Source organism: Legionella birminghamensis, assembly GCF_900452515.1.
In the GTDB taxonomy this organism is placed as follows: domain Bacteria; phylum Pseudomonadota; class Gammaproteobacteria; order Legionellales; family Legionellaceae; genus Legionella_C; species Legionella_C birminghamensis.
This window is the reverse complement of record NZ_UGNW01000001.1, coordinates 3,504,051-3,530,206: the sequence shown is the minus strand read 5'-3', so window position 1 is coordinate 3,530,206 and position 26,156 is coordinate 3,504,051. Positions and strand designations below refer to the sequence as shown.

Below are 26,156 nucleotides of genomic sequence, written 5' to 3'. Positions count from 1 at the left end.
GGCGAAGCTCTACCGAATCCCCGCGGCAGCGACCGCGGGGCCCATGGTGGGCACTAACAGGAGCTCAGAAAAACAATAAACCTGCCAGAGTAAAGATTGAATGAACTGATTAGTAAATTGGGGCTCTGAATAAGATTCATTGGGCCCCGCGCAGCCCATAGCTATCTACACATCCCTGAAAACACAGTCTGCTCTTAGCTTCGACTTCCCTCGGCTTGTGTCCAGGGATCCAAATGACTCATAGAAACACTGGACCCTGCGGACAAGCCGCAGAGCATAGTGGTGATGCGTAGATACTTATGGGCTAGGACCGCGAGGTCGAAGATTGAGCTGGGTTATGGGCCCCGCGGTCAGTGCCGCGGGGATTCGGACGGGGAAAATATTTGTGTAGATACCTAGGTCGCAGCCGTGGGGATTCGAAAGCTTTATTGCTAATGCATTTGTGCAGATACCGATGCTGTCAAAGCCTGCCTCGGGTTTCCCCGCCTATTCCTTTTCTTGCTGATAAGCAGAATCAGCCTCTTTTGCCTTGCGTTCATTTTCAAGTAACTGCTGTTCATTCATTTGTTTCTGCCAGAATTGATAGGCTTGATCGCGGAAATGATTTAAGTGGCGGAACAGTTTTCCCAGGTGTTGTGCCAGCATAGGTAATTTTCCCGGGCCAAAAACGATAATGGCGACAATGGCAATGACCAGCAATTCACTGCTGTTCATGGATTCTTTTCATCGTTTTTTTCCTCATCATTCATGGCTTTGCGAAAGCTTTTGATAGCACTGCCCAAATCACTGCCAATATTTTTGAGCTTGTTAGTGCCAAACAAAGCGAGAATGATTAATAGGATAAGTAATAATGATAAAGGACTGACGCCGCTTAAGCCCATGTTAGCTCCTGTTGGTTCGCTGAATGAATGTTATTAAAGCCCCTGCGCAGGCGACCAGCAGGCTTGATAAGCCCAGCTGATGCGCATCCAATAGCTTAAAATAACTTAAAATGCCAGTAGCTGCCAGACTAATAAAAATGCCTGTGCCTAATCCTCTGAGCCAGAAACTTCTTTTCTGCGGTATAGGCAGATTGTCCCTTTGGTAGAGTGCGTGCATTTTCTCTTCTTTACTTAACAACAACACTTCATGCATCAGGCGCGGCAGCTGCGGCAGTTGCTCAGCATAAAAGGGAAGATTCGCTTTTAGTTGCTCCAGGAAAGCCCGCGGTCCCATCTGCTGCCTAATCCATTTCTCAAGAAACGGTTTGGCTGTTGCCCAAAGATCCAGTTCCGGATACAACTGGCGCCCCAGTCCCTCGATCGCAAGCAGGGTTTTCTGTAACAACACCAGTTGCGGCTGGACTTCCATCTGGAAACGGCGTGCCACCTGAAACAGACGCAGTACGACCTGGGCAAAGGAGATGTCTTTAAGCGGTTTTTCAAAAATGGGTTCACAAACTGTGCGCACCGCGCTTTCAAATTCTTCAACCCGGGTATCTCGGGCTACCCATCCTGACTCAACGTGCAATTGCGCCACCCGGCGATAATCACGGTTAAAAAAGGCAAATAAATTTTCCGCCAGATAGCGTTTATCATTCTCATTCAGTGTGCCAATAATCCCGAAATCGATACAGATATACTGGGGATCATGGGGATGTTCAAATGAAACAAAGATATTGCCTGGATGCATATCTGCATGGAAGAAACAATCGCGGAACACTTGGGTAAAAAAGATTTCAACACCGCGTTCCGCGAGTTTTTTGATGTCCACCTGATAGGCATTCAGGCTGGCAATATCTGCCACAGGAATCCCGCGGATGCGCTCCATTACCATAATATTCTCGCGGGTATAATCCCAGAAAACCTCTGGTATGTAGAGCAAGGGGGAATGCTGAAAATTGCGTCGGAGTTGACCGGCATTAGCCGCTTCACGCTGCAAATCAAGTTCGTCTATCAGATTGTTTTCAAACTCCTGAACAATTTCCCGTGGTTTGAGACGTTTGCTTTCTGCCCAGTAACGCTCAGCAAGATTGGCAATCGTATACAGGATGCCAAGATCCTGTTGAATAATCTTGCGCATGTTGGGTCTTAGGATCTTGACCACCACTTCTTCACCCGTTCTCAGGCGGGCGGCATGCACTTGGGCCATGGAAGCGGATGCTAGCACATTGGTATCAAACTCGGCAAATACTTCGAATGCCGAACGCCCATAGGCCGCTTCAATGATGGACAGGGCTGTTCTGCTGTCGAAAGGCGGCACATTGTCCTGTAATTTGCAAAGCTCAAGGGCAATATCCGCGGGCAAAATATCAGGACGGGTCGAGAGCGCCTGGCCAAACTTGATAAAAATCGGACCCAATTCCTCAAGGGTTTTACGAATGGCCTCGCCCCGGCTTAATTTCTCACGGCGAAACCAGTTCCATGGATTTAAATAGACAATGAAACGGAAAGGAGAAAAGAGCCGTATTGAAACAACCACGCTATCTAAGCCATTGCGTGCCAGAATGGTATTGATATGTAAAAGTCTAATCAGTTGTTTAACGGGTTTCATAGGCTTTTTTTAATAAATTGAGTTTGGCCTGCAGTCGTTCGACGGCGAGATTTAACTGGTCAATATCATGGAAGAAATCATTGACTTCTTCTCGCGGGGGGAACAAGCGGGCTTCTTCATGGAGATAATCATTTAAATTGCTGCGCAGCGAATCTTCCATGCGGTTTTTCAAATCCTTGCCCTGGCGAAGGAAAGAGCCTAGTTGATAAGCAATTACATCACCCGTAAAACGTGCCAAATGCCCCTCCCAATCAATATCCAGCTCATCAAAGAGCTTTTTCACTTTCTCGCCAAGCTCAATGTCGCCTGAGATACGGATTTTATCGTTAAACAGAGAGCGGGCTTTGGAGGCTGGAAGAAGGCTCAGACGAATTAAGCCTAAGGGAGAGCTATGAATCATTGTATCCGGTTTTTCTTCATAATGGTCCAATAGGCGTAAACGCTGCCCATTAAATTGAATGAAAAATTTTATTCCCAGGGTATCGATAAAAATTTCAATGACTTTTCCATCTAGTTGAGCAATTTTACCCGGCATGCTGTCGTCAAGCGACAGGGCAAGGTTGATGGCCTGCTGTAACACTTTCAATGAATATTTTTTAATCATAAAAATGCTCTCAATATTTGTGGGCAATGTGCAAGGCAACAATACCGCCGCTCAAATTGTGATAATGACAGTCTTCAAAGCCGGCTTTCTCAATTTGTGTTTTCAAATCTTCCTGATTTGGGTGCATGCGAATCGATTCGGCAAGATAGCGATAGCTGCTGCTATCATTTGCAAATAACTGTCCCAGCTTTGGTAAAACACTAAATGAATACCAATCATAAATGGGTTTTAAGCCAGGTAACACCGGAGTTGAAAACTCCAATACCAGTAATTTGCCTCCTGGTTTACAAACTCGAAACATTGATCGCAAGGCTTCATCCTTGTCAGTTACATTTCTTAAACCAAACCCGATACAGATACAGTGAAAGCTGTTATCAACAAAGGGCAGCAATTGTGCATTGGCCTGCGCATAGAGCACATTGTGCAGCAGTCCTTCATTAATTAAACGATTACGGCCTACTTCAAGCATAGCTGAATTAATATCAGCCAGAATGACCAAACCTTTTTCTCCTACCTTTTTGCTTAGCAGACGGGTCAGATCACCGCTGCCGCCAGCCAGATCCAAAACCGTTTGCCCAGGTCGAACCTGGCTGAGTTCAACGGTAAAGCGCTTCCACCAATGATGAATACCAAAAGACATAAGGTTATTCATTAAGTCATAGTTTCCTGCGACGGACTGAAAAACCTCTTTGACTTTTTTTTCTTTGTCTTCCCAAGCGACGGATTCAAAGCCGAAATGAGTTTTCTGGTGTTTGGTCATGGTCTGTTCGATAAAAAAGAATGGCTTATGTTAACCGATTCTGTATATAAATGAGTAGCTTTTTTGCGGTTATTGCCATAGGTCCGGGTTCAATAAATTTTTTTCTGCCGAAAGCAGATAAAGAAAAAAAATCTGTTTTGGTGTAATCTTTTGCCTCAAAAATCTAAATCTTTTTAGTATTAGTTAATCTATGGAAAATTTTAATGCCGTATACATCGGCAAAACTGAGCGATTAGCCGAATTAAATACCGAGCTTGGTAGTGAAACACAAGTGATTGAAAATCTCGTTTTATCGCCGCGGGTTATTCCGGCATGTTTTGCCCTTGATATCTGGTTTAATCCACAAATTATTCAATTTGCTTCGATTAGCGAGGCGGTGAAGCGGTTAAAACAAGCGGGTAAATACTGGTACTTGCAACCTGCAAGCCATATCAGACGCTCGCGCCTGATTGAAGGGCAACTTCGCAAACTGCCTTCCCTGCAGCGCTCATTTCCCTTGCAGGAAGACATCCCCTCAATTGGCGGTTTTTGCCTGCTTGATCAACATACGCTTTTGTATAGTCTTGAACGTCTGAAACCCTGGCCAGGCGGCCACTGCCTGTTTATTGAAGATAAAATCAATCCTCCCAATCGCGCTTATTTAAAACTATGGGAAGCCTTAAGTTTATTAGGGCGATATCCTGCGCCTGGCGACACTGCCCTGGATTTGGGTGCTTCACCCGGAGGCTGGACCTATGTCATGCAGTCTTTAGGGGCAGAAGTCACCGCTGTGGATAAAGCAGCACTTGACCCACGCATTGCTGCGCTGCCTGGCGTTAACTGCCTGAATCAGAGTGCTTTTGCGCTTGAGCCTGCAAAACTGGATCAATCCTACGATTGGGTATTATCGGATATTGCCTGTTATCCGGAAAGGGCTTTATCGCTAATCATGAAATGGCTGGAATCGGGTAAAGCCAGGCAGATGGTTTTTACAGTTAAATTACAGGGCGAAACGGACTGGACCACCCTTAAACAGCTGCAGCAGATCGAAGGGTCTTCTCTGCTTAACCTCTTCTATAACAAGCATGAAGTGACGTTCTTCTACCCGGAAATCCGCGCAATACCCAGATGATGCGATTATTTTTTCAAGCGTTTGAGTGCTGATAAATAATGATCCTCAATCGCTAGAGGCGACGGGCTGCGCTGGGCCTGCCAGAGTGTCTCTGCCAGGCACTCCATCATCAAGTGTTCAACTGTAAGCTCATCCTGCCATTTCATCATCAATTGCTGGTAGATATCTAAGATCCCGGCTGGACGGTTAGTTGTAACCTGATCCCGGATAGCCAGGTGCAGGCCCATGTGCAGGAAAGGATTACTCTGGCCCATTTCCGGTGTATAGGTTTTGTCCAGATGGATTGCTGGATCTTCGAGCATGGCATGGTATTCAGGATGGGCAATAATGACATTCGCTACCTGCTTCTCCAAAGCGCTCAGCTCTTCCTGCTGGCGGTATTTTCTCCAGCTTTCGAAAAAGATCGTTCGCATATCCTGTACATTATCACCATAAAACATCGCATACTCATTTTTAGTAAATGACGAAGTCTACTGTACATCATTGAGCAGGTCTACCCGGATAATGGAAATTCTTAGAGCAGAAATATTGACAATAGAGCATCCGCTATGAGATATTTCGTTTGCGAGGTTGGACTTGCTATGTGTCATTCCACTGGGTCAATTGGCGACACACTGATTGGCCCTTTCTAATTCAAAATCCCTTCCTAACAAATTTTTGATTATCTGTTGTAATTTTCCGCAAATTGAAATAAAAATGAGATTCATTATTTTCAATGGATGGAGAGGTTTATGTCAGGTTATACTCTATTTGGTTATGTATTCGGACAAGGGCAGCAACAAGCTGGAACAGCAGTACAGACTGAAAATAATTTCAGTAATGCATTGAGTCTGCCGCGTTTTACTCGGCCAACAAGCCCGTTTTCGGCTTCTGATGAGGGCCATCGTAAAATGCTAACTGCCTATACAGACAAATTTAATAAAGCACTTAAAGAATACCACTCGCTGAATGTTTTCACCTTGGTTCTGTTGTCAGTATCCGCGGGGAGTTATCTCCTTTCTTTCGCATTGAGCACAGTACTATTGTCAGTGATATCCGGATTCGGAGCAGGTTATGAGCTTAAATCAATAGGTGACAAACAACTGAAGTATAAAGAAGCGCTTAATGATTTAATTGCTGTTTACAGCTGGGCAATGGGCAAAGAGACTGGAGATCATTCTGTTAAATTGAATTGTCCCGAGGTGCGCGCGCTAATTATGACTTTGGGCCATTATGTTCCTGCCAGTACTATCATAACCTGGAAAGACGAGCAGCAGGAGCAGACAAGCCTTTTTACAGCAATTAAATCTATGTTTACTGGTGATACCGAGCCCAGTAAAGAAAGGCAGTCGCTGCAGAGTTTCCTGTTGTATCTTGAGCATGGCAGCCACGTCAAGACTTCAAATTATTCGGTATACGGACAAGGGGGCAAAGGACTAGTCAGATATCTCTGGGAGCAAATACAGCCAGAGCTGCAAGATGTGGGGCAAAGTATCCCAGGTCATTTAAAATTTAGTTAGGTTCAGGGGTTAAATGCTGTAATAACCTACCATCAGCATTAGAACCGTTCGGCCTGAGGAGGAGCAAAGCTCCGTCTCGAAGGCTTTGCATCAAGCAACTTCAAGACGTCGCTAAAGCGGCTCCTCAGGCGAACGGATTGTGAAATTAGGGTTCAATCTTTGGAGGGGCGCCCAGTCTCATGATGTGAGTAACTTCAAACCAATCGCAAGCATCAAAATACCACTGCCGAATTCAATCCGCCGCCACACTTTGGCGCGGGACAGCACTTCAGAAAAATAAAAAGTGGTGAAAGTCAAAGAACTGAACCAAATGAAGCTGGCAGTCAGAACACCGCATAGGAATAACCATTTATGATCGGGAAATTGCGCACTGCCGCCGCCAATAATCACCAGGCTATCAATAATGGCATGTGGATTCAATAAACTGAATCCGAGCGCAAGTAATAGAATCTGTAAGCGGTTGCTGGCCTGTTGAGCTTCCTGTTTCGTCTGGGTGTTCATTTTGAGCGCTTTTCTTATCGACATGAAACCATAATAAAAAAGAAAAAGCGTACCAAACCAGGTGACCCAGATCCTCAGGGTGGGGTGCAGTTCAAGCGCCTGGTTTAAACCGGCAATGCTGCCGCATACCAGAATAACGTCACAGAAAAAGCAGATGGTCGCTGACAAAATAGCATGGCGGCGCATGGCGCCCTGGCGAATTAGAAATATATTTTGCGGGCCAAGTGCAGTGATTAAGGATAAACCAAGTAATAATCCATTGATGTAAACGGGCATAATACGAATAGAAAGTAAAGGAGGGTTATTATCGCTAATTTTGCACTTTTATTAAACTATTTTTTTTCATCACTTGATTTCAAAGTTCTTATAACGGGAATATCAAAAATCAAAGCCCCTGCCATATTTTAAACAACCTGTTCAAGTATCATTAAGTGAGCGCTATCCATTAATCAGATATTGCATTTTAGTAGCGTATTTGCTGCGAAACACGATTGCAAGTTATAGTAGGAGAAGTATAAAATGCAAAACTAATTTTTCCTGCCTGAAAGACCCCGGTTAATTGATTTAAGGAGGGAGCGTGCGCTCTTTGTTGAAAAATAATGCAAAAATAATAAGCTTTATATTGACCGCTGTTGTTTGTAGCCCTTGGGTTAATGCCGCTGAGACACAAGTCACAGATCTGCAGGCTGCAGCGCAGGTTGCCACACAGACTGACAAGCCGGCCACTCAACAAACCAGCCCGGCTGCTTCGCAGGAAGATCGGCATAAGCAGATCCCTGAGATCTTTATCGAGGGTTATTATCCGGAGTATCCACAAACTGCGCCAGCTGAGGGTGTCCAGCAGGAATTGATCAAACGTGGTGAATATCTTGCCAAAATGGGTGACTGTATTGCCTGTCATACGAATGTAAAAGGCAAGACGCCTGCCTTTGCAGGCGGTTTGGAAATTGATACGCCTTTCGGAAAATTTTACAGCCCCAATATTACCCCTGACAAGGAAACAGGAATTGGTAACTGGACGGAGGCCGATTTTATTCGTGCTTTAAAAGATGGGCGTGATCCACAGGGTCGGAACTATTTTCCAGTATTCCCCTATGTTTATTTTTCAAAAATTACGGATGATGATGCCAGAGCTCTTTACGCCTATTTCATGAGCATTCCACCGGTTAAGCAGCAAAATAAATCCCTCCCGTTTCCCTTTAATGTGCCAGGGGCTCGTCTGAGTCTATGGGGATGGAATTTGTTATTCTTCTTCCCTGAAGAAAATGAAATTCCCTATGATCCGGAAAAATCACCCGCCTGGAACCGTGGTCGGTATATTGTTGACGGACTTGGCCACTGCAGCATGTGCCATACACCGCTCAATGTGCTTGGTGCACCAAAAAATCGTTATTACCTGACTGGCGGTTTCGTGGATGGTTACTGGGCGCCTAATATCACCCGTCTTGGGTTGGAATCAGCAAGCCATTATGAAGTGGCTGACGTATTCAAGACAGGCGAACTTATTAATAAGGCAGGACCGGTAGCAGGTCCAATGGCGGAGGTGAATCATAATAGCCTGGGGCATTTGAGTGAAGAAGATACCCTGGCGATCGCGACTTATCTGAAAACCGTTGAGAGTGATGAATCATTGGGCGTTGCTGCTTCTGATGCACAACCCACGCTCAAACGTGGCAAACAGGTCTATATCAATGCCTGTATTGTTTGCCATCAGAACGGAAAAATGGGAGCTCCCTTGATTGGAAATGGCAACAACTGGTATCAAAGGCTAAAAAGCAGTGGTTTGACCGGATTATACCGTCATGCCATCCATGGCTATAACAGCATGCCGGTTAAAGGTGCCTGCGTCACCTGCTCCGATAACGATATTATTGCGGCCACTGACTATATTCTTAACCAGTCACTTTCCCGCTCTCAATGGCAGGATCTGGCCAATAGCGGCGCGCAGAAATATCCTTCTAGTGGCAAAGATGTTTACAATGAGAACTGTGGTGTTTGTCATAACGAGGGTAAACAAGGCGCTCCCAAAATAGGTGATAAAGCCCTGTGGAAGCCGATAATTGAGAAGAATATGGATGTGCTGATTGCCGATATTCTACATGGCGAAGCCCATCCTAAAAATGGCGGTTGTAAGCAATGTACAACTGGCGAAATTATTGAAGCAATTAAATACATGGTTAGCCAGTCCAAAACAGAGGGCAATTACTCTCTCTGGTAGGATTAAGATAATTTCTGCGGCAAGGACTAATCGCTTTGCCGGTTTTAATTTTATGAATCGTCCATGGTTCTACGCCATGGCTATCAGCTGATGTGAGGAAAGGGGATGCAAAACAGGTTTCTGAATGTGAAACAAATCATTGCTCTGGCTGCAGGTCTTGGGATTGGCAACTCTGCCATAGCCGCTGCAGATACCTGGCAGCTCAATATGTATAAGGGTGTTACGCCATTGAGCAAGGATATGTATTATCTGCATACAGTTGCGATGGTAGTATGCGCGATTATTGGTATCCTCGTTTTTGGGGTAATGGTCTATTCGCTGATACACCACCGTAAATCCAAGGGTTACAAACCTGCCTCTTTTCATGATAATACCCGTCTGGAAATTTTATGGTCGATAATTCCTTTTCTGATTCTTGTCGGCCTGGCCGTGCCAGCTACAAAAATCCTGATTGATTTGGAAGATGCCAGTGATTCTGATGTAACCATTAAAGTGGTTGGCTACCAGTGGAAATGGCAATACCAGTACCTGGATCAGGGTATTAGTTATTTCAGTAACCTGGCAACGCCCTATCAGCAGATACAGAACCAGGAAAAGAAAGGGCAATGGTATTTGCTGGAGGTCGATAAGCCGCTGGTCATTCCCGTTCATAAGAAAATCCGCTTCCTGGTTACTGCTAATGACGTCATACACTCCTGGTGGGTTCCTGAGCTAGGGATAAAACGCGATGCGATACCTGGGTTTATGCACGAAGCCTGGGCGCGTGTTGAAAAGCCTGGCGTCTATCGCGGCCAGTGCACGGAACTTTGCGGAATTAATCACGGTTTCATGCCCATTGTGGTTCAGGCAGTTTCCGATGAAGAATTCGACAAATGGGTACAAGAGCAACCCAAGGTGACTGATGAATATGCCCAGGATGCAGGCGTTGCTGCCGAACAAAAGCCCATGACTCGTAAAGAGCTGATGGATCTTGGAAAAACAAAATATGACCTGATATGTGCGGCCTGCCATAAAGCGGATGGAACAGGGATGCCGCCTATGTTTCCGGCATTAAAAGGCAGCTCAGTTGCAGTCGGTAAGCCAATTTCACGACACATAGGGATCGTATTGAACGGTGTACCCGGTACAGCTATGCAGGCTTACAAAGATCAATTAACTGATGCTGAAATTGCAGCGGTTGTTACCTATGAGCGTAATGCCTGGGAAAATAATACAGATGACGATGTCCAACCTGCAGATGTAAACAAGGTTCGACATGGCGACGATCAAGAGCCTACCAAGGTCAATAAAGCTCAAGCTGGAGGTTTACAATGAGTGAAGTACTGACACATCACGATAAACATGATGCTCATCTCCATGATCATGAGCATGATCATGGGCCTGAACAAGGAAAGGGTGTTCTCGGGTTTATCAAGCGCTGGTTATTTACAACCAACCATAAAGATATCGGAACGCTTTATTTATTTCTGGCATTGTTCAGTTTCTTTGTTGCAGGCGGTATGGCGCTGGTGATCCGTGCGGAACTTTTCCAGCCTGGACATCGTTTCGTGGATCCTAATTTCTTCAACCAGATGACCACGTTGCATGGTCTCATCATGCTCTTCGGGGTGGTGATGCCCGCTTTTACCGGCATGGCAAACTGGCAGATTCCGATGATGATTGGTGCACCGGATATGGCGCTGCCCCGATTAAATAACTGGAGTTTCTGGATATTGCCATTTGCGTTTGCATTATTGGGCTCAACAATGTTTCATGGTGGCGGCGGTCCAAACTTTGGCTGGACGATGTACGCTCCATTATCAACCAAGTATGCCCCTCCAAGCACCGATTTTATGATTTTTGCCATCCACATGATGGGGCTTTCTTCAATTATGGGTTCCATTAATATCATCGCAACTATATTCAATATGCGTGCGCCTGGCATGACCTTGATGAAGATGCCGATGTTCGTTTGGACCTGGTTGATTACTGCATTCCTTTTAATCGCTATTATGCCCGTATTGGCTGGTGCGGTAACCATGATGCTGGCCGATCGCCATTTCGGTACCAGCTTCTTTGAAGCGGCTGGCGGCGGTGACCCAATCCTTTTCCAGCATGTGTTCTGGTTTTTTGGTCATCCGGAAGTTTATGTATTGATTCTTCCTGCATTTGGCGTTATTTCCGAAATCATTCCCACATTTAGCCGCAAGCCATTATTCGGTTATCATTTCATGGTTTATGCTACCGTGAGTATTGCGCTTTTATCGTTTATCGTCTGGGTGCATCATATGTTTACTACAGGTGTTCCTTTAGGCGCTGAACTGTTTTTTATGTACACCACTATGTTAATTTCGGTTCCAACTGGAATTAAGGTGTTTAACTGGGTAAGCACCATGTTTAAAGGTTCGATGACCTTTGAAACCCCCATGCTGTTTGCTATCGCCTTTGTATTTTTATTTACTATCGGCGGTTTTACAGGATTAATGCTGTCGCTGGTTCCTGCAGATTACCAGTATCAGGATACCTATTTCGTGGTTGGGCACTTCCATTACGTTCTGGTTCCAGGTGCGATATTCTCATTGATGGCCGCAACTTACTACTGGCTCCCGAAATGGACTGGCCATATGTACAATGAGACCCTGGGTAAATGGCATTTCTGGCTGTCTGCAATTTCTGTGAACATTGCCTTTTTCCCCATGCATTTTCTGGGCTTGGCGGGCATGCCGCGCAGAATTCCTGACTACGCCCTGCAATTTACCAATTTCAATATGGTTTCAACAATTGGAGCCTTTATCTTTGGCTTTTCGCAGTTGCTGTTTTTATATAACGTCATTTCGACAGTCAGAGGCGGTAGAAAGGTGGATGCAAAAGTATGGGAAGGTGCTCATGGCCTGGAGTGGACTTTGCCTTCGCCGCCTCCATATCACAGCTTCTCTGTCCCACCAACTATTAGCTAAGCGACATCAGCTGCAACAGCAGCTGATTAGCCGATCGATAACCATGAGGTAATAAATTTGGTTAAAAATCATTTCAGGTTGGTAATATTGTTAACCGTAGTTGTTTTATCAATGTTTGCCTTCGGTTTTGCCTTAGTCCCTATCTATAACAGCTTATGCAAGACTCTGGGCATTAATGGAAAAATCACTGGCCCCGCTGGTAAATATGATCCTTCTCAGCTGAAAGTGGCCGCGGAAAGAACAATCACTGTGGAATTTGTGGCAACGAATAATGGTAATTTACGTTGGAAGTTTTATCCGCAAACTAAAAAAATAAAGATTCATCCGGGAGAAATTGCGAAACTTTCGTTTTATGCTGAGAACCAGACCAATCATCGTATGACGGTTCAGGCAATACCGAGTATAACGCCAGGGATTGCAGCTAAGTATCTTAAAAAAACGGAATGCTTTTGTTTTGCCCAGCAAACGCTTAATGGGCATGAGGCAATGGATATGCCTCTGCTGTTCCATTTAGATCCGGAGCTTCCGGAAAACGTCAGGACGATAACACTGGCGTATACATTGTTTGATGTAACAAACCGGGTTATAAATTAGAAATAGAATTGCGTCAAATTACTAACAGGAGATAAAGAAATATGGGAGCGCACGGCACCTATTACGTCCCCCAACCAAGCCACTGGCCGCTTGTTGGTTCAATCGGTTTAACCACAATGCTGGTGGGCGCCGCATCCTGGCTTCATCATGATTGGTATGGCCCTTATTTATTTACCTTAGGTCTGATTATCATGATTACCATGATGGTTGGCTGGTTCGGCCAGGTTATTTACGAGAATCAGAAAGGCCTCTACGATCTGCAGGTAGACCGTTCATTCCGTTGGGGAATGTGCTGGTTTATATTCTCGGAAGTCTGTTTCTTTGGTGCATTTTTTGGCGCCTTGTTTTTCACTCGCTTTTGGTCTGTTCCCCTGCTCGGCGGTGAAATTCACCCAATCACTCATTACACCCTGTGGGCCGATTTTAAAGCAGCCTGGCCTTTGCTGCAGAACCCGAATAATCAGATTTTTGTTGGCGCTCAGGAAGCAATGGGAGCCTGGGGGCTGGCGGCAATTAATACCTTAATCCTGTTAACATCTGGCGTCACGATAACCTGGGCACACTGGGCTTTGAAATTGAATAAACGCCGCCAGTTGGTAATTGGTATGGCGTTAACAATTGCCCTGGGTATACTCTTCCTTGGCTTGCAGGGCTATGAGTACCATGAAGCATACACCGAAAGAGGTTTAACCCTGGATGCGGGTATCTATGGCACGACCTTTTTTATGTTAACCGGCTTCCATGGTTTGCATGTGACCATTGGTACCATCATGCTGATTATTATCATGATACGCTGCATTTACGGCCACTTTACCCCGGAGCGTCATTTTGCTTTCGAAGCGGTTGCCTGGTATTGGCACTTTGTAGACGTTGTCTGGTTGTTCTTGTTTATATTTGTTTATTGGTTATAGTACTCCCGTTTGGCCTGAGGAGCAGAGCCCCTCAGGCTAAACAGGTTATCCAATGCCTGTTATTTATTAAGTCAATTTGATTGCCAATTGCTCTTTATGTTACAATAGGTACACCTTCCTCAAACCAAATCCACTATGGGAATCCGCAAACTTCTAAGCCCCCAAAATTTTCCCCGTGTCTCCCTGACTCATTTAAACGAGTATTTAAAACTCGTGAATCAAGTCATAGATCTGATTCCCGATGAACAAACTGAGTTGGATCTAAGTGGAGAAGATTTATCCTCCCTCGCCCAGGGTTCGTATGATTTAGTAGTGGAACGTCTCCCCGCTAATATTAAGACGATTGATTTGAGACAAATAGGTTTGCATAAGCTAAATCTGTTTAATATCCAGGAATTATGCAAATTAATTAATATGAAGCGTAAGAATGGGAAATTTGAAGAATTAAAATTTACTCAGGAAGAGCTTCAGCGGTTTTTTTCCAGTACAGGTTGGGAGGCAAGAACCAAAATCAACCATTTGCATGAGGCGATGGCGGATGATAAACGGATCCATGTTGTTTCGCCTTCCGGAACGAAGATATTTAACTCCCCCGCCCAGCTTGTCAACTTTCTGGAGGGGTTGCCGCCCCTGACAACTAAAGAATCCATGAGTGAGCAGGAGGTGGTCGAGCATCTTCGCAAATTGATTCTCGATATTGAAATTAAGATTCATGCATTGAAACATGCCCGTTGCCGTTTTTTCAATTTCAACAAGCTGCACAAAGCACATATGATTCAGAATGCGCTTGATAAAGCGATTGAAAGCGATACCCAGGATTTTGACCGTTTCGTCAATGACAAACACGGTGATTGCGGATACAGCCTGCGGGATGCATTGAATTACAATCGTTTATGGGTACATAAAGACCATACTAGAACGTTGCGGGAACTGCATACTGCCAATCCTGCGTTTAATTTAATAAAGGGTTAGGGACTTGGATCCCGCGGTGTAGACTCTTCGAATCCCCGCTGCAGCGACCGCGGGGCCCATGTCTGAGCCGAACATGCTCTTCAGATGAATCCAATGTTGCCGAAAATAGCAATGATAAGCAGTTAGGAACAAGTCTTTCAAATCTTACAAAAACCGATATTCTAAGTAGGCTTCGTGTGGGCCCCGCGGTCGCTGCCGCGGGGATTCGGAGCGGAAAAACATTTGTGTGGATAGCTATGGGTCGTAGCCACGGGGATACGGAGCGTGTGTAGATACCTATGGGTTAGTCACTACTCTCTCTACAATTGTGTATTCACCAGAAGACCCGGTTGAAAATTGATCTGTTCTATCTCTAAGGTATAAGTAAAACGATAGTGATCATAGGATATCGTTATGATGGATGCTTCACCGCGGAAATATCTGGATTTGAAAAGAACAGCGCTTCCTTTTTCAAGAAAGTCAGTGCAAGTGACGCTGAGCATATGTTCAGTTAATTCTACAAGATAGCTTGTAGTCTTTACTTCGCCGCAGTTAAGCAATACGACTAACGGCTCTACAGGCTGAATCTGCATAGAACCCCCTCACCATCTTCCATAGGAAGCGGGTGGCAATTTTTACCGCCATACTATGAGTATGGTTGAGGGTGCCCCAAAAATAAAATTACTTCTCAATTATTTGCTTAATGACAGAATCGAGATCATGTAAAGTATCATAATGAATAATTAAGCTGCCCTTGCCATTTTTACCCGGCTTTAATTTGATTTTAGAGCGCAGGTGCTGAGCCAGGTTCTGAATCTGCATTTGGGTATGTGCAGGAATTTCGCGCTCTACCGGTTGTGCCGCTTTCCCTTCTTTAATCCGGCTAACCAGTTTTTCCGTTTCACGGACAGAAAGCGATTTGGCAACGACCAGCTTGGCAACCTGTACTTGCTGTTCCGCATCCAATATTAGCAGTGCTCTCGCATGCCCCATATCCAGATCACCATACTCCAGCATGCGCATCACTTCTTCGGCCAGGCTAAGCAGGCGCAGATAATTGCTGACTGCTGTCCGTGACTTGGATAATAACTCGGCAATCTGCTGATGGGTTAATTCAAACTCATGATGGAGGCGACCCATGGCTCTCGACTGATCCATGGGATTTAAATCTTCGCGCTGCAGATTTTCGACTAAAGCCATGGCCATTGCCGTTTCGTCGTCCACTTCTTTAATAACGACAGGGGCTTCGGTCAAACCGGCCAGTTGGCAGGCCCGCCAGCGGCGCTCACCGGCAATAATCTCGTATTTCTGATTTCCCAATGGGCGAATAACAATAGGTTGCAGTAAGCCTTGCTGTTTGATTGAGCCTGCCAGCTCTTCCAGAGACGCTTCGTCAATTGCCTTACGCGGCTGATACTTACCAGGCTGCATCAATTCCAGTTTCAATTTGCTGGTATCGGATGCTTTTATAACAGGAACTGCAGTCGCTGGGTTTGTTCCTAATAAAGCAGACAGATTTTTCCCCAGACTGCCTCGTTTAACTGACATATTGACCTCTAACTGGTTACAGTTTGTTTACTGATGACTTCGGCGGCAAGCACCATATAAGCCGCAGCTCCTGGTGATGTTTTATCATATTGCAAGGCAGGCATGCCATGGCTGGGTGCTTCTGCCAGTCTGACGTTGCGGGGAACTACCGTACGGTAAACCTTGTTGCCGAAATGATCCAGCAACTGGCGCGATACTTCGGAACAAAGCCGATTACGCGAATCGTACATCGTTCTTAAAACCCCTTCAAGCTGCAGCCGAGTGTTAACAGAATTCCTGATTTGCTCAATCGTGTTCAACAAGGCGGCCAGACCTTCAAGCGCATAATATTCGCATTGCATGGGAATTAATACGGAATCTGAGGCTACCATGGCATTAATGGTTAGTGTATTCAATGCTGGCGGGCAGTCTATCAGAATAAAATCATAGTTGCCCTGTATTGGCTGAAGGGCTTTAAAAAGAAAGGTCTCCCGATGGTTTCTCTCCATCAGGCTGACTTCAGCGACGGTCAGATCACCATTGGAGGGGATCAAATCATAGCCGCAGGCTGTGACTAGACAGGCTTGCTCGGCTAAACAATCCCGTAAAATGACTTCATTACAAGTATGTACCAGTGCATTTTTATCGACGCCGGAGCCCATTGTGGCGTTTCCCTGGGGATCCAGATCGATTAGCAGTACATTCTGGCGGTGGGCAGCAATCGAAGCAGCCAGATTAATAGCAGTCGTTGTTTTGCCAACGCCGCCTTTTTGATTGGTAATAGCAATAACTTTGGCCATGGTTATTCCTTGGTATTATTGGCAATAATGATACAGCAACGTTCACCATCGAGACCCGGGACATCGTAGGGAATAACCTTATAACTTCGGTTGATGGTGTTTAACTCAGTCTCAGGGTGGCGGCCTTTCATCGCCAGCCAGATTCCACCACTGGCAATCAAGTGTTCAGTCCAGCTTATCATTTGCGATAAATCGCTGAAAGCCCGACTTACCACTGTATCAAAACCAACAGCAGGTTTATAGTTTTCAACACGTGATTCGATGATTTCTATGTTGCCTAGCGACAGCTGCCGTTTTACTTCCTGCATAAAGCGAATTTTCTTGCCATTGCTGTCCAGCAAACTAAACTGCAGATGCGGATGGGCAATTGCCAGGGGAATACCCGGCAGCCCCGCCCCGGTGCCTACATCAATAATTCGTTGACCCTGCAGCCAGGGTGAAATAGCAAGGCTGTCCAGAAGGTGTTTGCGGACCATTTCGGGAAAATCACGGATGGCGGTTAAATTGTATGCTTTATTCCATTTCTGTAACAAGAGCAAATACTGTAATAAGGGCTCAACAGGAACGGATAAACCAAGTTGCTGCAAGCCCTGTTTTAATTCATGTTCGCTGGTCTGCATCATGCGGAAGCTCGATTTTTTTTCAAATGAACCAGCAGTAGCGATAAGGCTGCTGGAGTGACCCCTGAAATCCGGCCAGCCTGCGCAAGAGTGGTCGGACGGATTTTATTTAACTTCTGCACTACTTCATTGGAAAGGCCTGTGACTTGAGAGTAATTCAGCGTGGCGGGCAGCTGTGTTGCCTCATGCTTGCGCAAACGTTCAATTTCCAGCTGCTGACGCTCGATGTAACCCGCATATTTGCTCTGAATGTCCAGCTGTTCTGCTACTTCATCGCTAAGAGCAGGCAAGTCCAGACTTTCTAAAGCCTGTAACCGCTGATAGCTGATTTCAGGTCGTTTCAACAGGTCAATTGCCTTGCAATCCTGCTGCAGAGGCTTTTCAAGTAATTTTTCCAGCACTTCCTGGTTGTCGGCGCGAATGGCGGTATTTTGTAATAATGTTTTACTGCGTTCGATGGCATCACGCTTTTCACAGAAATGCTGCCAGCGTGAGTCAGCCACCACCCCTAGCTCCCGTCCTTTCGCGGTTAAGCGTAAATCGGCATTGTCTTCCCGCAGCAACAGCCGGTATTCGGCACGGGAAGTAAACATGCGATACGGTTCCTGGGTTCCTAATGTAATTAAATCGTCTATAAGCACTCCAATGTAGGCCTCATCACGGCGCGGGCACCAGAGCTCTTTTTCCTTAACCATTAAGGCGGCATTCATACCGGCAATAATCCCCTGCGCTGCAGCCTCTTCGTAGCCGGTAGTACCATTAATCTGGCCGGCAAAAAACAAATTATTAATGACTTTGGTTTGCAAAAACGAGGTCAGGCCGCGCGGGTCGAAATAATCGTATTCAATGGCATAGCCTGGACGAGTGATATGGGCATTTTCAAAGCCTTTAATAGAACGAACAAACTGGACCTGGACTTCGAAAGGCAGGCTGGTCGAAATGCCATTGGGATAAATCTCATCACTGGTGAGGCCTTCAGGCTCTACAAATATCTGATGTGATGATTTATCGGCAAAGCGAACCACTTTATCCTCAATGGAAGGGCAATATCGTGGACCCACTCCTTCAATAACGCCGGCATACATCGGTGACTGGTGTAAATTCGCCAGAATAATCTCATGCGTTTCTGTGGTGGTGTGGGTGATATAGCAGGGCAGCTGCTGCGGATGCATATCGGCACTTCCCAAATAGGAAAACACAGGCACCGGCGTGTCTCCTGGCTGGATTGTCATTTGCGAGTAATCCAGCGAGCGGCTATCAATCCGTGGCGGCGTTCCCGTTTTTAAACGGCCAACCGGCAAGTCGAGCTCCCGTAATTTGCGGGCCAGTGCAATCGCTGGCGGATCGCCGGCGCGGCCGCCTGCATATTGCGCCATCCCCACATGGATTTTGCCGCCAAGAAATGTCCCTACAGTCAACACCACCGCCCGGGCGCGCAGCTTTAAGCCCATTTGAGTAATAACGCCGGTGACCTGGCCATTTTCGATAATGAGATCGTCCACTGACTGTTGAAACAGGCTTAAATTGGCCTGAGCCTGCAGAAACTGCCGGATAGCCTGGCGATAGAGTACCCGGTCGGCTTGGGCGCGGGTTGCGCGTACCGCAGGTCCTTTGGATGCATTAAGCATACGAAACTGGATGCCGGCCTGATCGGCTGCCAGCGCCATCACGCCATCCAGCGCATCAATCTCTTTCACCAGATGCCCTTTGCCGATGCCGCCAATGGCGGGATTGCAGGACATTTGGCCTAAAAGATCCATATTATGCGTTAGCAGTAAAGTTTCGGCTCCCAGGCGCGCTGAGGCAAGGGCTGCTTCGGTACCGGCATGGCCTCCACCGACAACAATGACATCGTAATGCTTTTCCAGATTCATGATCGTAAGAAGTTGGACAACAAAAAGGAAGGATTATACACATTTTTGACTGTGCACCCAAGGTTGATAGTGACTAATTCACGTAAATATCGTTTCAGTAATGTAAAAATAAAAAATCCAGGCTTGTCTCATAAATACCTGCTATGTTATAAAAAAGAACAGCTTGTGTCTTTTTATAAAATCACCAGCACCCCTTGACCAAATGAGGTGATCATCATGTCGGATAAAACAGTTCAAAATTCAGCGATGCTCGATCAAATGCTTGGATTTGAATTTGTTCGCCGCTTTGAGGACTTTGAGTCACCTTATAAGATAGACGAACTGGCTGATAACCGGGATTGGATAGCCTTATTTTTAAACTACCACAGACAGCAGCTTAAACAGGCCAATCCTCATCGGTACCGGTTTCTGACACCCGCACAGCTTGCGGAAGAAAAAAAGCGGCTGCGGTTTATTATGGAACTGCTGAAATATCAAAGCTTTCTGCATTTTCACGAAAAGAGAATGCATCCCTTAAATGATTTGAATGCTGATTATCTGAAATGTGAGCAATTGCTGCTAAAAATCGACCAAGTGGAAGCACCTGGGGACGATCGGGCAAAAAAAGCACAGCTTAACGAAGCCATTGAGGAAAGCCCCGAAAAGCCCGCCAAATACCTGGGTTTTGCTGTCGGACAATTCATTGCTGACAAAATGGCCGAAATTGCCGAGGCAAAAACCGGTACCCTGATTGGCTGGATGTCGGATGTGAATGAAAGGCGGCTTTACTGGGTATGGGGCGGCGGGATGCTAAGCTCGGTTATCGAAATGCTGCCCGATGATTTTTACCGGAAGGCCCAGGCGCAAAAAGCAGTGTCTGCCCCAGCCCCGATTACTGGCTATATGAGTTGGGTGCTTTACTATACCCGTTTCGCTATTAATTTATCCCTGCTGTTGAAACACAGCATTGATGGTCCCTGGATGAGTGAAGAAGAGCGAAAAATCCCCGCCTGGGAGCGGTTTAAGACCCAATGGAACCAACGAAAATTTTCTTTGCTGAATGATTCCATCTGGGGATTGGCGAACATGGCCTGCTTTTTCTGGCTGAAAGGGCCTGGTGCTATGGGAATGGCAGGCAACGTGGCAACCGCCGGCTTATTATTAATGGATTTGAGTTTATCGATCTGGCGTTTCTATGAAGAGAGTACAGCTTACAATAAGCGGATCCAGGCAATGTATGACGCTTACGACCGTTTGAAAGGGAAATTGAAAAAGGCGGAAGAATCAAGTACCCCGGATCCGGATCGCATTGCGGAATTGCAAAGGCAGTTGCGGGAAGCAAATCGTTTAATTATGCGCACTGAACTGGATTGGAAATATAAAAAGCTGAATATGATTAATGATATGGCTTATGCAGGAGGGCTTTTAGCTGCTTTTTGTGTGGCTTGCTGCTTTTTCTTTCCACCGGCAATGCTTGCTCCGGCAACATTTATGATGATTGGGTTAATTGGCGCCAGTCTTTGCTTTGTGTTAAATGCCGCTTATGCCGGTATTGCCGGCAGTCTGGACGTTTCCAAATCAAAGGCTTTAAGTGATCAGAACAAGTTTGAGGGCCGGGAATTGCTGGAGTTATTCGACAAGTCCACCAATGAAAATGAACGAAAAGCCTTGTTTCTGGAAATGAAGGGTCTGATGATTGATTCTGATTATCAGGAAAAAATGATCCGCTTTCAGAAAATCAAGTTAGCAAGGGCAATATTAATTGACGCCCTGATTCCGGCAGTCATTTTTGTGTCCTTTATCTTTATGCCTGTGGGCGCAGGTATTGGCTTAATGGCGGCAGGCTTTGCACTTGCAGCATTGTCTCACATCGTGCTTAAGCAGTTTGAACCCCAGGCAGATGCGCTGCCAGACTTTGATGATGCACTGGCGCTGGAATACGATAAGTTTTCTGCCGATCCGGATCATAAAATAGAAGATTTAAGCCCTGCCAGGATTAGAAAGGCGCCGGTATTATTCAAACCGGAGAAACAGCCTGCAGATAATGCAAGCGCCGAAGTCCTGATTGAAGGCAAGCCCTTGCTATCCTGACCACGAAAAGCGTGCTGCATGCAGGGGCTGGTGCGGCATACTTGATTGAAGTAGGTTACAATCCGTCTCAATTCAGAATTAGAGAAAAGTTATGAAAAATGCAGTTGTATTATTGTCTGGCGGGCTTGATTCAACCACTTGCCTTGCGATTGCCAAAGCCGCAGGTTATCAGTGCCATGCCCTAAGTTTCTCCTATGGTCAGCGTCATAATTCCGAGATTGAGGCAGCCAGGCGGGTGGCTGCATTTTTCGATGTTGCTGAACATCGTATCGTCAATCTGGACATCAACCAGTTCGGCGGTTCTGCCTTAACCGATGAAACAATATCTGTCCCTGACTATCAGCCATCACAAAGCATTCCTGTAACCTACGTTCCGGCAAGAAACACTATTTTTTTGTCTATTGCTTTAGGTTATGCGGAGGTAATTGGCGCTAGTGATATTTTTATTGGCATCAGCTCAGTCGATTATTCAAATTATCCGGATTGCCGCCCGGACTATATGGATGCGTTTAAAAAAATGGCTGCGTTGGCGACCAGGGCCGGTGTTGAAGGGAAGCCCCTGGAAATTCACACTCCGCTTGTTTCATTAAGTAAATGCGAAACCATCAAGCTCGGCGCCAGCCTGGGGGCTGATTATGCCCTGACGATTTCCTGTTATCAGGCCGATAGCCAGGGAAAAGCCTGCGGACGATGTGATAGCTGTACTTTCCGTCGCAAGGGTTTCATTGAGGCCGGCCTTAGCGATCCAACCATCTATCAATAAAGCCAATCATTGTTCCAGAATGATAAAGAAATGGCTATTTTTTAGTTCCCTTGTGCAATTGGGATTGCTATGATACTTCGGTCTTGCACTGGCATTCACTAGGGGCTAACAATGGGCAAATGGTTACGTCGTCACTGGAAATTGCTAACTGCTATTTTACTGGCTCTGCTGGCCGCCACGGCGGTAGGTTGTCTGGTTGCATTTTTTCCCCCCGCCCTGCCGGCTATCGCTGGCCTGGTATTATTTAATGGCTGGCATCCCTTTTTATTTTTGTTGTCTATGGGGGTTGTTAAAGCCACATTCGCAGCCGCTGGTGTAGCTGCAGCCGCAGCGCTGTTTTTTTCGGCAGTGGTCAATTTGTTCAGTTGGGTAATTCAGGGTTTGGATAATTTAATTAACCCTCCCAATCAGGATAAAATGCCCAATTTAACCGAGCAGGACTATAGTGATTTTTATGGTGAAACTACCCAAACAACTTACCAGCAGATTTTGCAGGGCCTGGATTTCGATTTGGAACCTCCCGAACAGGACAATTCTGCCTCTTGTGGTTGCTTTGGGGGTGGAAAAGACAGGCTTTGGGGCAACGGTCAACCGGTCAATCCTGAACAGGAGATTTTGCATCGGCCTCTGACTGCCCCTGCTCTTCAATAGCCAGGCTGTCTCACTTAACAAGGGATTTTTGCAACGCAATCGATTATACTTGGCGATTTTTATTAAATGAGAAAACGATGACGGAAGTGCGTAAACTATTGGTAACCAGTGCGTTACCTTATGCCAATGGCCATTTACACCTGGGGCATTTGGTTGAACATATTCAGACTGATATCTGGGTACGCACGCAAAAGATGTCAGGCCATCAATGCATCAGCGTTTGCGGTGATGATGCGCATGGCACCCCGATTATGCTGAAGGCGGAGCAACTGGGAATGACGCCTGTTGAATTAACCAGCATGATTCGTGAAAGCCATGAGCAGGATTTTAAAGCCTTTGCGATTGACTATGATTGCTATCACACCACGCACTCTGAAGAAAACCAGTTGCTCGCTAATAGCATTTATGAGCGTTTACAGGCTAATGGCGATATCATTAAAAAAACAATTCGACAATCCTTTGATCCAGTAAAAGGAATGTTTTTACCAGATCGCTATGTTAAAGGGACTTGCCCCAAGTGTAAAACGCCAGACCAATACGGCGATAATTGCGAAGCCTGTGGTGCCACCTATTCTCCCACTGATTTGCTCGATGCAGTTTCAGTCATTTCAGGTGTGAAACCGGTAGAGAAGGATTCCGAACATTATTTCTTCGATTTGCCGCGATATGAACAGTTGCTTAGGGAATGGACGCGAAAAGGACACCTGCAGCCAGAAGTAGCCAATAAACTTGATGAGTGGTTTGCTGCCGGGCTTAAGCAATGGGATATTTCCCGTGATGCGCCTTATTTTGGTTTTCCCATTCCCGGTGCACCGGATAAGTACTTCTATGTCTGGCTTGATGCGCCGGTGGGTTATATGGCCAGTTTCAAGAAATATTGCAATGAAACGGGTGTGTCTTTTGATGAATTCTGGAATAAAGATTCCACTACCGAATTATATCATTTTGTAGGTAAAGATATTGTTTACTTCCATGCCTTATTCTGGCCGGCGATGCTGGCTGGCAGCCAGCATCGCTTGCCCACAGCCGTTTATACGCATGGCTTTCTTACCGTAAACGGCCAAAAGATGTCCAAATCCCGAGGAACGTTTATCGAGGCGCGCAACTATCTCAAGCATTTGCATCCAGAATACCTGCGTTACTATTTTGCCGCCAAATTAAATGGCCGGGTTGATGATCTGGATTTAAATTTTGATGATTTTATCAATCGTGTCAATGCGGATTTGGTTGGCAAAATTGTTAATATCGCCAGCCGCTGTGCCGGTTTTATCAATAAGCGTTTTGACAACCATCTGGCTGGCAGCCTGAGTGAGCCCTCTCTGTATGCGGAGTTATTGGGTGCCAAACCGATAATCGTTGAGGCCTATGTTCAAAGAGATTATGCCAAAGCAATCCGTCAGATTATGGATTGCGCTGATAAAGTAAACCAGTATATAGACAGCAACAAACCCTGGGTCTTAGCCAAAGACCCGGAGCGCAGCAGCGAAGTGCAGGCAATTTGTACCATGGGCCTGAACCTGTTTCGAGTATTGATGACCTATCTGAAACCGGTATTGCCGATGATGGCCAAAGAGGCAGAGGACTTTTTAAATGCCCAGGTTGAAACCTGGGATGCTATCGAAAAGCCTTTGCTCAATCATGATATTCGAGTCTTTAAGCCATTAATTACACGAGTGGAAAAGGAAAAAATTGAGGCTTTACTCGACGAAGGCAAACAAGAGAAACCGGCCACTACCAAAGCAGCTGCCGAAAACCAGATGGCCAGAATTTCAATTGATGATTTTAGTAAAATTGATTTGCGGGTGGCGCGAATTGTTTCAGCAGAATCAGTTGAAGGCGCGGATAAATTACTAAAATTGAAACTGGATTTAGGAGGCGAAGAGCGCCAGGTTTTTGCAGGAATCAAGTCTGCTTATCAGCCAGCTGATTTGCTTGGCCGATTGACAGTTGTGGTTGCCAATCTGGAGCCGCGAGCCATGCGTTTTGGGCTTTCTGAAGGAATGGTGCTGGCAGCCGGCGATGGAAAAGGGATTTATTTGCTAAACCCTGATGCAGGCGCATTACCCGGTATGAAAGTGAAATGAAATCCCTTGTAGATGCGATTGATAATGTATTGCCGCAGACGCAGTGCGGCGAATGCGGATTTGCTGGCTGTATGCCGTATGCCGAGGCATTGGCCCAGGGAAGTACGGCCATTAATCTCTGCCCGCCTGGTGGTGTAGAAACAGTGAAGGCTTTGGGTGCATTGCTTAACCAGGATGCGGCAGCTTATCTGGAAGAAGCGCGCAACAATACCAGAGCGCCTGCAATTGCTGTGATTCGCGAAGCGGAATGCATAGGCTGTACTAAATGCATACAGGCTTGTCCGGTGGATGCAATTGTCGGCGCTGCCAAGTTGATGCACACAGTTATTCATTCCGAATGTACTGGCTGCGGACTCTGTGTTGAACCTTGCCCGGTGGATTGTATTGAAATGACAGCAGTAGAAACGGCCAATTATGATCGGCAATTGGCAAGGCAGCGTTTTAATGCGCGTAAGATCCGCTTGCTTCGAGAGGAACAGGCGCAACAGCAAGCTTATCGTCAAAAAAAGCAACTTGCAAAAGTAGCGAAAAACCAGGGAGAAGATATTCTCGCCAAGCAGGATTATATTTTACAGGCCTTGGCACGTGTTAAAGAGAAAAAAGGCAGCTAATGCATGCGGGGAAGACATCTTTTTAGAACGCAATAAGAAGACTCTTCTCGAATCCCCGCGGCAAAAATCATCCGAATCCCCGCGGCTTCGACCGCGGGGCCCATGTCTGGTAGCCGAACATGCTCTTGAGTTTGCAATGTTGCCAAAAAATAAAGAGTGGAAAAGTGCAAGACTGATACCTGAATAGGTATCATGTGGGCCCCGCGGTCGAAGCCGCGGGGATTCGATAGCTTTATTTTAAATGCATTTGTGCGCCGCGGGGATTCGTGTTTCTTCTACAGCAATTTTTGTTGGTTTGACCAGCGGATGAAAAGAGAAAGGTATTCTTGCTACGGTTCTGAGATGACCAGGGTGGGCGCCTCATTAGATGTTTCAGGCTTCTTAATTCACGTTAAGCATGCACACCACATCTAGGTTCTGGCTCCAAAAGTAGGTTGTTAGCCGAGCAAGAATACCTTTGTTATATTCAGAATAAGCCTTCCCCTCTAATTATTCCAATGAATAATTGTTAATTATTTGCAAAGTTTATAAGTGCCGGC

Annotated in this window: 25 protein-coding genes; 13 read left to right on the top strand and 12 right to left on the bottom strand. The window is 45.9% G+C overall.

From position 1 onward, the window contains the following. Window positions 1-486: 486 nt before the first annotated feature. From DYH42_RS15110 to ubiE, 5 genes are read right to left on the bottom strand one after another with little or no spacing between them, the layout of a single operon-like run. The gene (locus DYH42_RS15110) at window positions 487-714 is read right to left on the bottom strand and encodes a Sec-independent protein translocase subunit TatA/TatB (RefSeq protein ID WP_058524354.1); all 228 of its coding nucleotides are present in this window, start codon (window positions 712-714) and stop codon (window positions 487-489) included. Beyond that, entirely contained in the window at window positions 711-881 is a 171-nt protein-coding gene (gene tatA / locus DYH42_RS15105) for a twin-arginine translocase TatA/TatE family subunit (protein ID WP_058524355.1), read from the bottom strand. The genes DYH42_RS15110 and tatA overlap by 4 nt, the downstream gene beginning before the upstream one ends. Before the next feature lies 1 nt (window position 882). Further along, window positions 883-2,532 (bottom strand): ubiquinone biosynthesis regulatory protein kinase UbiB, encoded by a 1,650-nt coding sequence (gene ubiB, locus DYH42_RS15100; RefSeq protein WP_058524356.1) that lies wholly within the window; start codon window positions 2,530-2,532, stop codon window positions 883-885. Continuing rightward, on the bottom strand, window positions 2,519-3,136 hold the full coding sequence (locus DYH42_RS15095) for a ubiquinone biosynthesis accessory factor UbiJ (RefSeq protein WP_058524357.1): 618 nt from the start codon (window positions 3,134-3,136) through the stop codon (window positions 2,519-2,521). Before DYH42_RS15095 ends, ubiB begins: the two co-directional genes overlap by 14 nt. A 10-nt stretch (window positions 3,137-3,146) precedes the next feature. After that, a complete protein-coding gene (ubiE, locus tag DYH42_RS15090; RefSeq protein ID WP_058524358.1) occupies window positions 3,147-3,896 on the bottom strand; it encodes a bifunctional demethylmenaquinone methyltransferase/2-methoxy-6-polyprenyl-1,4-benzoquinol methylase UbiE in 750 nt (249 codons plus the stop codon). 190 nt (window positions 3,897-4,086) lie between these two features. Between ubiE and DYH42_RS15085 the strand changes: the two genes are divergently transcribed. Beyond that, window positions 4,087-5,007 carry an SAM-dependent methyltransferase gene (locus tag DYH42_RS15085; RefSeq protein ID WP_058524359.1) on the top strand — a complete coding sequence of 307 codons (921 nt, stop codon included), beginning with the start codon at window positions 4,087-4,089 and terminating at the stop codon, window positions 5,005-5,007. 5 nt (window positions 5,008-5,012) lie between these two features. Here DYH42_RS15085 and DYH42_RS15080 read toward each other — a convergent pair whose 3' ends face one another. After that, window positions 5,013-5,447: a DUF1841 family protein gene (locus tag DYH42_RS15080; RefSeq protein WP_058524360.1), complete on the bottom strand. Its 435-nt coding sequence runs from the start codon at window positions 5,445-5,447 to the stop codon at window positions 5,013-5,015. Window positions 5,448-5,738: 291 nt separating this feature from the next. Between DYH42_RS15080 and DYH42_RS15075 the strand changes: the two genes are divergently transcribed. Beyond that, window positions 5,739-6,506 carry a hypothetical protein gene (locus DYH42_RS15075; RefSeq protein ID WP_058524361.1) on the top strand — a complete coding sequence of 256 codons (768 nt, stop codon included), beginning with the start codon at window positions 5,739-5,741 and terminating at the stop codon, window positions 6,504-6,506. Between the two features lie 177 nt (window positions 6,507-6,683). Here DYH42_RS15075 and DYH42_RS15070 read toward each other — a convergent pair whose 3' ends face one another. Further along, window positions 6,684-7,283 (bottom strand): LysE/ArgO family amino acid transporter, encoded by a 600-nt coding sequence (locus tag DYH42_RS15070; protein WP_058524362.1) that lies wholly within the window; start codon window positions 7,281-7,283, stop codon window positions 6,684-6,686. Between the two features lie 496 nt (window positions 7,284-7,779). On the opposite strand from DYH42_RS15070, the gene DYH42_RS15065 reads away from it, so the two are divergent. From DYH42_RS15065 to DYH42_RS15040, 6 genes are all read left to right on the top strand, one after another. After that, window positions 7,780-9,225, top strand: coding sequence for a c-type cytochrome (locus tag DYH42_RS15065; protein WP_058524478.1), 1,446 nt, complete (start codon window positions 7,780-7,782; stop codon window positions 9,223-9,225). A 105-nt stretch (window positions 9,226-9,330) separates the two neighbouring features. Next, entirely contained in the window at window positions 9,331-10,539 is a 1,209-nt protein-coding gene (gene coxB, locus DYH42_RS15060; protein WP_058524363.1) for a cytochrome c oxidase subunit II, read from the top strand. After that, the gene (gene ctaD / locus DYH42_RS15055) at window positions 10,536-12,161 is read left to right on the top strand and encodes a cytochrome c oxidase subunit I (protein WP_058524364.1); all 1,626 of its coding nucleotides are present in this window, start codon (window positions 10,536-10,538) and stop codon (window positions 12,159-12,161) included. Before coxB ends, ctaD begins: the two co-directional genes overlap by 4 nt. Before the next feature lie 51 nt (window positions 12,162-12,212). Continuing rightward, window positions 12,213-12,755, top strand: coding sequence for a cytochrome c oxidase assembly protein (locus DYH42_RS15050; RefSeq protein WP_058524365.1), 543 nt, complete (start codon window positions 12,213-12,215; stop codon window positions 12,753-12,755). 41 nt (window positions 12,756-12,796) lie between these two features. Continuing rightward, window positions 12,797-13,666, top strand: coding sequence for a cytochrome c oxidase subunit 3 (locus DYH42_RS15045; protein ID WP_058524366.1), 870 nt, complete (start codon window positions 12,797-12,799; stop codon window positions 13,664-13,666). A 213-nt stretch (window positions 13,667-13,879) separates the two neighbouring features. Further along, window positions 13,880-14,638: a hypothetical protein gene (locus tag DYH42_RS15040; protein ID WP_131792995.1), complete on the top strand. Its 759-nt coding sequence runs from the start codon at window positions 13,880-13,882 to the stop codon at window positions 14,636-14,638. Between the two features lie 299 nt (window positions 14,639-14,937). Here DYH42_RS15040 and DYH42_RS15035 read toward each other — a convergent pair whose 3' ends face one another. From DYH42_RS15035 to mnmG, 5 genes are all read right to left on the bottom strand, one after another. Continuing rightward, on the bottom strand, window positions 14,938-15,210 hold the full coding sequence (locus tag DYH42_RS15035; protein ID WP_058524368.1) for a hypothetical protein: 273 nt from the start codon (window positions 15,208-15,210) through the stop codon (window positions 14,938-14,940). A gap of 88 nt (window positions 15,211-15,298) precedes the next feature. Beyond that, window positions 15,299-16,165: a ParB/RepB/Spo0J family partition protein gene (locus DYH42_RS15030; RefSeq protein WP_058524369.1), complete on the bottom strand. Its 867-nt coding sequence runs from the start codon at window positions 16,163-16,165 to the stop codon at window positions 15,299-15,301. Between the two features lie 8 nt (window positions 16,166-16,173). Further along, the gene (locus tag DYH42_RS15025; protein ID WP_058524370.1) at window positions 16,174-16,944 is read right to left on the bottom strand and encodes a ParA family protein; all 771 of its coding nucleotides are present in this window, start codon (window positions 16,942-16,944) and stop codon (window positions 16,174-16,176) included. 2 nt (window positions 16,945-16,946) lie between these two features. After that, on the bottom strand, window positions 16,947-17,567 hold the full coding sequence (gene rsmG, locus DYH42_RS15020) for a 16S rRNA (guanine(527)-N(7))-methyltransferase RsmG (RefSeq protein ID WP_058524371.1): 621 nt from the start codon (window positions 17,565-17,567) through the stop codon (window positions 16,947-16,949). Next, on the bottom strand, window positions 17,564-19,438 hold the full coding sequence (gene mnmG / locus DYH42_RS15015; RefSeq protein WP_058524372.1) for a tRNA uridine-5-carboxymethylaminomethyl(34) synthesis enzyme MnmG: 1,875 nt from the start codon (window positions 19,436-19,438) through the stop codon (window positions 17,564-17,566). Before mnmG ends, rsmG begins: the two co-directional genes overlap by 4 nt. 216 nt (window positions 19,439-19,654) lie before the next feature. On the opposite strand from mnmG, the gene DYH42_RS15010 reads away from it, so the two are divergent. The 5 genes from DYH42_RS15010 (at window position 19,655) to DYH42_RS14990 (ending at window position 25,617) form a co-directional block, all read left to right on the top strand. After that, window positions 19,655-21,508, top strand: coding sequence for a hypothetical protein (locus tag DYH42_RS15010; RefSeq protein WP_058524373.1), 1,854 nt, complete (start codon window positions 19,655-19,657; stop codon window positions 21,506-21,508). A 91-nt stretch (window positions 21,509-21,599) separates the two neighbouring features. Next, window positions 21,600-22,271: a 7-cyano-7-deazaguanine synthase QueC gene (gene queC, locus DYH42_RS15005; protein ID WP_058524374.1), complete on the top strand. Its 672-nt coding sequence runs from the start codon at window positions 21,600-21,602 to the stop codon at window positions 22,269-22,271. Between the two features lie 111 nt (window positions 22,272-22,382). After that, on the top strand, window positions 22,383-22,922 hold the full coding sequence (locus DYH42_RS15000; protein ID WP_058524375.1) for a hypothetical protein: 540 nt from the start codon (window positions 22,383-22,385) through the stop codon (window positions 22,920-22,922). 77 nt (window positions 22,923-22,999) lie between these two features. Then, entirely contained in the window at window positions 23,000-25,006 is a 2,007-nt protein-coding gene (metG, locus tag DYH42_RS14995) for a methionine--tRNA ligase (protein WP_058524376.1), read from the top strand. Continuing rightward, entirely contained in the window at window positions 25,003-25,617 is a 615-nt protein-coding gene (locus DYH42_RS14990) for an RnfABCDGE type electron transport complex subunit B (protein ID WP_058524377.1), read from the top strand. Before metG ends, DYH42_RS14990 begins: the two co-directional genes overlap by 4 nt. Window positions 25,618-26,156: the final 539 nt, after the last annotated feature.

Bases quoted from the DNA above. Each gene is read 5' to 3' on its own strand.
- ubiE (WP_058524358.1), bottom strand. From the start codon at position 3,896: ATGACCAAACACCAGAAAACTCATTTCGGCTTTGAATCCGTCGCTTGG.
- DYH42_RS15110 (WP_058524354.1), bottom strand. From the start codon at position 714: ATGAACAGCAGTGAATTGCTGGTCATTGCCATTGTCGCCATTATCGTT.
- DYH42_RS15095 (WP_058524357.1), bottom strand. From the start codon at position 3,136: ATGATTAAAAAATATTCATTGAAAGTGTTACAGCAGGCCATCAACCTT.
- DYH42_RS15045 (WP_058524366.1), top strand. From the start codon at position 12,797: ATGGGAGCGCACGGCACCTATTACGTCCCCCAACCAAGCCACTGGCCG.
- tatA (WP_058524355.1), bottom strand. From the start codon at position 881: ATGGGCTTAAGCGGCGTCAGTCCTTTATCATTATTACTTATCCTATTA.
- DYH42_RS15030 (WP_058524369.1), bottom strand. From the start codon at position 16,165: ATGTCAGTTAAACGAGGCAGTCTGGGGAAAAATCTGTCTGCTTTATTA.
- ctaD (WP_058524364.1), top strand. From the start codon at position 10,536: ATGAGTGAAGTACTGACACATCACGATAAACATGATGCTCATCTCCAT.
- DYH42_RS15035 (WP_058524368.1), bottom strand. From the start codon at position 15,210: ATGCAGATTCAGCCTGTAGAGCCGTTAGTCGTATTGCTTAACTGCGGC.
- DYH42_RS15085 (WP_058524359.1), top strand. From the start codon at position 4,087: ATGGAAAATTTTAATGCCGTATACATCGGCAAAACTGAGCGATTAGCC.
- coxB (WP_058524363.1), top strand. From the start codon at position 9,331: ATGCAAAACAGGTTTCTGAATGTGAAACAAATCATTGCTCTGGCTGCA.
- mnmG (WP_058524372.1), bottom strand. From the start codon at position 19,438: ATGAATCTGGAAAAGCATTACGATGTCATTGTTGTCGGTGGAGGCCAT.
- DYH42_RS15025 (WP_058524370.1), bottom strand. From the start codon at position 16,944: ATGGCCAAAGTTATTGCTATTACCAATCAAAAAGGCGGCGTTGGCAAA.
- DYH42_RS15075 (WP_058524361.1), top strand. From the start codon at position 5,739: ATGTCAGGTTATACTCTATTTGGTTATGTATTCGGACAAGGGCAGCAA.
- rsmG (WP_058524371.1), bottom strand. From the start codon at position 17,567: ATGATGCAGACCAGCGAACATGAATTAAAACAGGGCTTGCAGCAACTT.
- metG (WP_058524376.1), top strand. From the start codon at position 23,000: ATGACGGAAGTGCGTAAACTATTGGTAACCAGTGCGTTACCTTATGCC.
- DYH42_RS15000 (WP_058524375.1), top strand. From the start codon at position 22,383: ATGGGCAAATGGTTACGTCGTCACTGGAAATTGCTAACTGCTATTTTA.
- DYH42_RS14990 (WP_058524377.1), top strand. From the start codon at position 25,003: ATGAAATCCCTTGTAGATGCGATTGATAATGTATTGCCGCAGACGCAG.
- DYH42_RS15080 (WP_058524360.1), bottom strand. From the start codon at position 5,447: ATGTTTTATGGTGATAATGTACAGGATATGCGAACGATCTTTTTCGAA.
- DYH42_RS15010 (WP_058524373.1), top strand. From the start codon at position 19,655: ATGTCGGATAAAACAGTTCAAAATTCAGCGATGCTCGATCAAATGCTT.
- queC (WP_058524374.1), top strand. From the start codon at position 21,600: ATGAAAAATGCAGTTGTATTATTGTCTGGCGGGCTTGATTCAACCACT.
- ubiB (WP_058524356.1), bottom strand. From the start codon at position 2,532: ATGAAACCCGTTAAACAACTGATTAGACTTTTACATATCAATACCATT.
- DYH42_RS15070 (WP_058524362.1), bottom strand. From the start codon at position 7,283: ATGCCCGTTTACATCAATGGATTATTACTTGGTTTATCCTTAATCACT.